This window comes from Chloroflexus sp. MS-G, from assembly GCF_000735195.1.
In the GTDB taxonomy this organism is placed as follows: Bacteria; Chloroflexota; Chloroflexia; order Chloroflexales; family Chloroflexaceae; genus Chloroflexus.
This window is the reverse complement of record NZ_JPIM01000173.1, coordinates 1-6,680: the sequence shown is the minus strand read 5'-3', so window position 1 is coordinate 6,680 and position 6,680 is coordinate 1. Positions and strand designations below refer to the sequence as shown.

At 57.3% G+C, this 6,680-nt stretch carries 4 protein-coding genes and 1 pseudogene; all 5 read left to right on the top strand.

Features of this window, described 5'->3' with window-relative positions; translation table 11 throughout:
• Window positions 1-305: 305 nt before the first annotated feature.
• Window positions 306-1,643: pseudogene (gene icd / locus JE47_RS0119115) on the top strand (NADP-dependent isocitrate dehydrogenase); the annotation flags it as partial.
• The gene (locus tag JE47_RS22615) at window positions 1,641-2,108 is read left to right on the top strand and encodes a CBS domain-containing protein (protein ID WP_442856929.1); all 468 of its coding nucleotides are present in this window, start codon (window positions 1,641-1,643) and stop codon (window positions 2,106-2,108) included. The pseudogene icd and the gene JE47_RS22615, both read left to right, overlap by 3 nt.
• 504 nt (window positions 2,109-2,612) lie before the next feature.
• Window positions 2,613-3,389, top strand: a complete 777-nt coding sequence (locus JE47_RS0119110) for a twin-arginine translocase TatA/TatE family subunit (protein ID WP_031461279.1) — start codon at window positions 2,613-2,615, stop codon at window positions 3,387-3,389.
• The gene (gene tatC / locus JE47_RS0119105) at window positions 3,386-4,171 is read left to right on the top strand and encodes a twin-arginine translocase subunit TatC (protein ID WP_031461278.1); all 786 of its coding nucleotides are present in this window, start codon (window positions 3,386-3,388) and stop codon (window positions 4,169-4,171) included. The genes JE47_RS0119110 and tatC overlap by 4 nt, the downstream gene beginning before the upstream one ends.
• 107 nt (window positions 4,172-4,278) lie before the next feature.
• A partial coding sequence (locus tag JE47_RS0119100; RefSeq protein WP_031461277.1) for a tetratricopeptide repeat protein occupies window positions 4,279-6,680 on the top strand: 2,402 nt, incomplete at its 3' end.

Below are 6,680 nucleotides of genomic sequence, written 5' to 3'. Positions count from 1 at the left end.
CACCTAGGGAAAACTCGATGCATTCAAGCAGCTCTACTGGAGAACATCACTGATGCGGGCCGGAGGCCCGTGCCCCCCGGGAAAACTCGATGTATTCAAGCAGCTCTACCGGAGAACATCACGATGCGGGCCGGAGGCCCGCGCACCCAGGGAGACCACGCGGGCGAAAGATGGTCACCGGTGAACCCGACCGAAACCTGACATCTCCGAACCCCCCTCCCATTCGGCGTGATAGTGGTCAAGATAGCGATTGTCGGCTATAATACAAGCCGCAATTTATTGTAAGGTGTGTAAGGAGTGTGACCATGAAATCGACGCCAGCAGGCGAAGCTATTCAGATCATCAACGGACGCTTGCAGGTTCCCGATCATCCGGTTATTCCGTTCGTCGAAGGTGATGGCACTGGGCGAGACATCTGGCGTGCGAGCGTCCGTGTGTTCGACGCTGCGGTTGCGCTGGCTTATGGTGGTAAGCGGAAGATCGAGTGGCTTGAGGTACTAGCCGGTGAAAAAGCATTTCACATGACGGGGAACTGGCTCCCTGACGAGACGATTGAGACATTTCAGAAGTATCTCGTCGGGATCAAAGGCCCGCTCACGACACCGGTTGGTGGTGGTATTCGCTCGTTGAACGTTGCTCTGCGTAAACATCTCGATCTCTACGTTTGTCAGCGACCGGTTCGCCACTTTGCCGGTGTTCCATCGCCGGTCAAACACCCCGAAAAGGTCGATATGGTGATCTTCCGCGAGAATACGGAAGATGTCTACACCGGTATCGAGTACCGTGCTGGCAGTGAGGAAGCGGCCAAGGTTCTCGAGTTTTTACAGCGCGAGTTTCCTAAAGATTTTGAAAAGATCCGCTTCGGTACACCTGAAAAGACCGATGAGTTTCGCCGGCTGATCGGCGAGGCGCCTGAAGGTAAAATTGAGGTTGGGATTGGTATTAAGCCGATTAGCCGGATTGGCACTGAGCGGATCATGGCGGCGGCGATCCAATATGCGATCACCTACAAGCGCAAGAGCATCACCCTGATGCACAAGGGAAATATCCAGAAGTTTACCGAAGGCGCCTTCCGCGACTGGGCTTACGAATATGCCGAGCGTGCTTTCGGTGATTATGTGTACACCTGGGCGCAGTGGGAGCGAACAAAGGCGTCACGCGGTGAGGCGGCTGCCAATGCCGAACAAAAAGAGGCCTTGGCAGCAGGTAAGATTCTGGTGAAAGACGCGATTGCCGATATTATCTTTCAGCAAGTGCTGACCCGTCCTGATGAATTTGATGTGATTGTTGCTCCCAACCTCAACGGTGATTATCTCTCGGATGCGCTGGCAGCCCAGGTGGGCGGTATCGGCATTGCGCCTGGCGGCAATATCAACTACGTGACCGGCCATGCGATCTTCGAGGCAACCCACGGTACGGCGCCAAAATATGCCGACCTCGATAAGGTTAATCCTGGCTCGGTGATTCTGTCGGGCGAGATGATGCTCCGCTATATGGGGTGGACGGAAGCCGCTGACCTGATTATCGCTGGTCTTGAGCGTACTATTGCCGATAAGACAGTAACCTACGACTTTGCCCGCTTGATGGAAGGCGCCCGTGAGGTGAAGACGTCGGAGTTTGCCAACCTGATCATTGCCAACATGGAGAAGATCGTGGCCGGTGATGTCCCCCATCCCGAACCGACGTTTGGCCCTGAGATTCTGCGTCGGGCAGATGGTCGTGTCTATCCACACGGCAGTGTGGGAGCCGTGATGACGCGGGCAGTTGTAGCAGTGCCGGCTGAGGCTTCGCTCCGCGAAACCTCTATTTACATGCGTGGACGCGGTATCCATTCGGTGATCGTTAAGCCCGATGCAAGTGGGCAGTGGGGCATTATGACGATGCGTGATGTGTTGAAGAAAGTGGTTCGTGAGGGTCGGGCTATCGATGGCTTGACCGTTGGTGACTTGACCAGTCGGCCATTGTTGAGTGTCAGCCCCGAAACGCCCATCACTGAATGCGCGGCATTGATGGTCGAACGCAATATCCGTCGGCTAGCCGTATTTGAGAATGGTGAACCGGTCGGTATTATTTCTGAGACCGATATATTCAGCCACGTTGCCGAGTAGTCTCTTCCCTTCCTCCTCAGCCCCCTCCTCTCCCATCCCTCACAGGCAGAGGAAGGGGGAATTGCCCTCTCCTTCTAGCCCTCTTCCTCTCCCACACGGAGCGAGGGAGAGGGTTATAGTTGCCTCTCATTTATCTGTATACCCCCCAACCCCCTGCAAGCGGGGGGACTGTACCTCCCCCAACCCCCCAAGCAGGGAGCTTGTGGCAGGTGCTGGCGGCAGGGCTGGCAGGGGATGATGCTATGATGATGCACCAAACGATGGGGTCTGACCACAAATTATAGGACGCAGGCCAGAGGCCCGCGCTCCCAGGTGATCGCGTGGGTTGGGAATCATCGGAAGCAGGTGTGTGACACTTGTTGGTGTTGTGCCGTTGTTGAGCAATTTGGCTGAAAACGTTGCAAAGCCCTCCTTCTCATCGCTCACTTTTCGATTTTCACTTCTCTCGGTGTACTGTGGTAAGATAAGAAAAGGAATCACGGAACCACAATAGCGCGAGTGCGTATGGAAATATTCAACGTTCACCTGTTTGAATTTATCTTGATTGCGGGCCTAGCTCTTGTTCTCTTCGGGCCAGAACGGTTACCGGAGATCGGTCGTTTTGCTGGCAGGCAGGTCGCCAAATTTCTGGCCTGGCAGCAGCAATCGCCTGAATTGCAGATGATCAACGAGATGCGCAACGAGTTTGAACGTGAGATTGCTCAGTTGCGTGATGAGTTGATCCGGACTCGCCAGCAGCTCGATGTGCAGCAAGATATGCAGGCGATTGCCGACGAAGTGAAAGCTGCTGGTCAGCAAGCACAATCTATTCTTGACGAAGTAAAGGCTGCCGGTCAGCAAGCCCAAACCGTGCTCGATGAGGCGAAGACGGCGACCAAACCGGTTATTCGCCCTCCAGCTCAACCGCCGGTTCCGGCGGCAACCGTTTCACCGACAACACCAACCGTATCGGTTTCAGCAGTGGTGCAGCCGGTAACCGAGGAAGATCGTAAGTTGTTTGGTGAACCATCAACAATAACGACCCCACCTGAGCCTGTAGCCGATCAACCGCTTGCGCTTCCCGATGAGCAGTCGACCGCTTCATCAACGCCTGCCGATCCTCATGCTGATCAACCCGCTATCACTGCTGCCGAACTGCATGAACTTATGCACCGCCTGAATGAATTGGCGGCTGAATTGCAGGCCATTGTCTTTCAGCTCCAGGCTCGTGGGTTACTCGCTCAGCACTGGCAACCGACCGTTCCTGCTTCACCCCTGACGGAGGAGACAATACGATCATGACAACCCGACCGGCAAGAGCAAATCAGACCGATGATGCCTCGATGTCGCTTATTGAACACCTGATCGAACTGCGGAGCCGGATTATCAAGTCCGGGATTGCAGTGTTGATCGGGATGGTATTAGGTTTTGTAGCTGTTTGGCCACAGGGGCCGGTCAAACTGATCGATATTCTGATCCTGACCTTTGCACCAATCAATGACCGCTTTGCGCCGATTCAGTCGGTTGGGACGACCGAGCAGTTTACTAGCTATATGAAAGTGGCGCTGGTGGTCGGTGTGATCCTGGCCATGCCGGTTATTGTCTATCAGATTTTGGCCTTTATCATCCCTGGTCTTACCGCTGACGAACGTCGCCTGATTTTTCGGGCACTCCCGTTTGTTACCTTGTTCTTCCTGGCCGGTATCGCGTTTGGCTGGTTTGTGACGACACCGGTCGCTATTCGGTTTCTGGTTGGCTTTTCTGATTCACCGTTGATCCAGACCCAACCAACCTTGTCTGATTTTCTCGAGACGGTTTCAATGTTGTTGCTGATCAACGGGATCGTGTTTGAGCTGCCGATCATCATTTATGTGTTGGCTTACCTGAATGTCACCAATGCCCGTCAACTGGCCGGCTATCGGCGGTACGCGCTGGTGCTGGTGGTCATTATTGCAGCATTTATTACGCCTACCGGTGATCCGGTAAATCTGTTTTTGCTGGCGCTGCCGATGTATCTGCTTTATGAAGTGGGGATTATTTTGGCTCGTTTTGTGCCGGCATCGGCGCAGAAGTCGCGTGGGTAGTTACTCCTCACCTGACCCTTCCCGCCGGATGATGGGAGACATCCTTCCTTTAGGCGAAGAAGGGGGATAGAGGATCGGGAATCTTACATTCGTGGCATAAGTGAGGAATGACCGAGACGCAACCTAACATCGCTCTGGTGATCGGCATTAACGGCGGTCCTGAAACCGGGCTGCCACCACTGCGCTACGCCGAGGAGACTGCATACCAGGTGGCCCGTATGCTCACTTCACCGGCTAGTGGCTTTACCCTGCATTGTGGTGAGCCGCTGGTTGGTGCAGCAGCAACCACCGATGCTGTGCGCAGGGCGATCTTCGATGCGCGGCGAGCTGCCGGTCGCCATGGGCTGTTGCTCATCTATTATATCGGTCACGGGCGCTACATCACCGATGCCAGCGGCCATAGTGATGTCTTCCTGGTTACCTCCAACTTCCGCCCAGAGGATGCCCGTGACGATCCGAGCGCTCACCTCTCGATGGAGTGGCTTCAGGAGAAGGTGTTGCGCCATAGTACCCCTGACCGGTTGCTGCTCATCCTCGACTGCTGCTACGCCGGCGCAGTCGGTGAAGCTGCGCCTGATCCGGTGGTTGATAATCTGCGTCGGCGCCTGGCCCAGGCCCTCAACATCCAGCGCACCGATGTCGCCGACGGTAGCAGCGGGACGATGCGTAAAACGCTGGCTGCGGTCAGCCCCTGGCATAAAGCCTACGAAGGCGATGGCGCCACCCGCTACAGTGCCGCTCTGCTGCGTGGATTAGCCGGGGCTGCTGCGTTAGAGGATGGCCGGGTGACCTGGCAGAGCCTGCACGCGATGCTTCAGGTAGAGCTGGCCGATGCCCAGCCTGGCGAGTATGGCTTCGACCGCTCATCCGGTGCCACGCTGGCGTATTACCCGGATCGTGCTCGCCTGCGCACACCCGAACATCAGCCCTTTGTGATGCCCCACCCACCCCTCCCCAACTTCGTGGGCCGTGAGGAAGAACTCAAGCACCTGGCGACTATGCTCACCGGCGAGCAGGCGGAAGATGTCGCGCTGCTGCCGGCGATCGCCGGCATCGGCGGCATCGGCAAGACCCGGCTGGCAATCGAGTTCGTCCATCGCTACCGCGACCGCTTTCCCGACGGCGTGTTCTGGCTGAGCATGGAACAACCGGAAACGATTGAAACCCAGGTTGCCGCATGCGGCGGGCCACGTGGTCTCCAACTCTTCGACGATGAACCGGGTGAACAGTTGCGTAGGCAGACTATCGGCTTTGACGGTGAGCTGAGCCGTTTCGAGCGACCACGTCGGCTAAGCCTGCGTGAGCGGGTCGAACAGGTGCGAGCGATCTGGGAAGGGCCGGGTCGCCGTCTAATCATCTTCGACAACCTGGAAGACCCGACCCTGCTCGAGCAGTGGCGGCCGCGTGGCGGCGGCAGCCGTCTGCTGATCACCACCCGCCGCCAGAGCTGGAAGACCGGCAGCGGCGTGCGTCTCCTCCCCCTCACCAGCCTGACAGACGAAGCCAGTCTGTCATTGCTGCTTGGCCCGCGTGCGATCGAACGTGACCGCTCCATCGCTGACCTGCTGGCAGACCAAGGTGAGGCCGAGGCTGCGCAGGACATCGTTCGGGAGCTGGGTGGACTGCCGCTGGCGCTTACCCTGGCCGGTCGCTACCTGGCCGAGTGTAGCATGACCCTCGCCCGCTACCTTGAGCAACTGCGTACCGAGAGCATCAACCACCACTCTCTGAATGCTGAACTGGTTGAAGGACTACCATCGGGGCAACGGGCAAGCATCGTGGCATCCTTTGCGTTGAGCTATCAGCGTCTGGGCAACGATCCGACCGATCACCTGGCCCGCACGATCTGGCTGTCCGCCGCACAACTTGCCCCCGAGCCGATTCTCGATGAAGTGCTTATTCGCGCTGCTGAGCTTGACCCGACCGACGACACCCAACGCGAGCGGGGCGAACAGGCGCTTCGTCGTCTGCGTGAACTCGGATTGATTGAGTATAGCGATGGATCGTACCGTCTCCACCGCCTGCTACGCGCTTATGCGCGCAGTGTTACCGATGACCCATTAGCCGATTGGCGACGTGCTGTACGCGGTCTGGGCCAGACCGTTCAGCAACTTGATGAAAAGTTGGAACTATCTGCCCGGCCTTTTCTTGAACATATCCGTCAGTTGCTTGACGTGCGCGTAGCTAATCGTGATCGCGACCAGGCCGATCTGCTGCATGCGGCTGGTCTGATCATGTATCAGGACAATGACTACCCGACGGCGCGGCAGTATTTGCAGGAGGCGCTGGCAATCAAGGAAGCGGTGCTGGGCCGCCGCCATCGCTCAACGGCCCTCACCCTGCACGGGTTAGGGCGGGTGGCGCTGGAGGAAGGCGACTACCCGACGGCGCGGCAGTATTTGCAGGAGGCGCTGGCAATCAAGGAAGCGGTGCTGGGCCGCCGCCATCGCTCAACGGCCCTCACCCTGCACGAGTTAGGCAGGGTGGCCTATGCTGAGGGCGACGACCC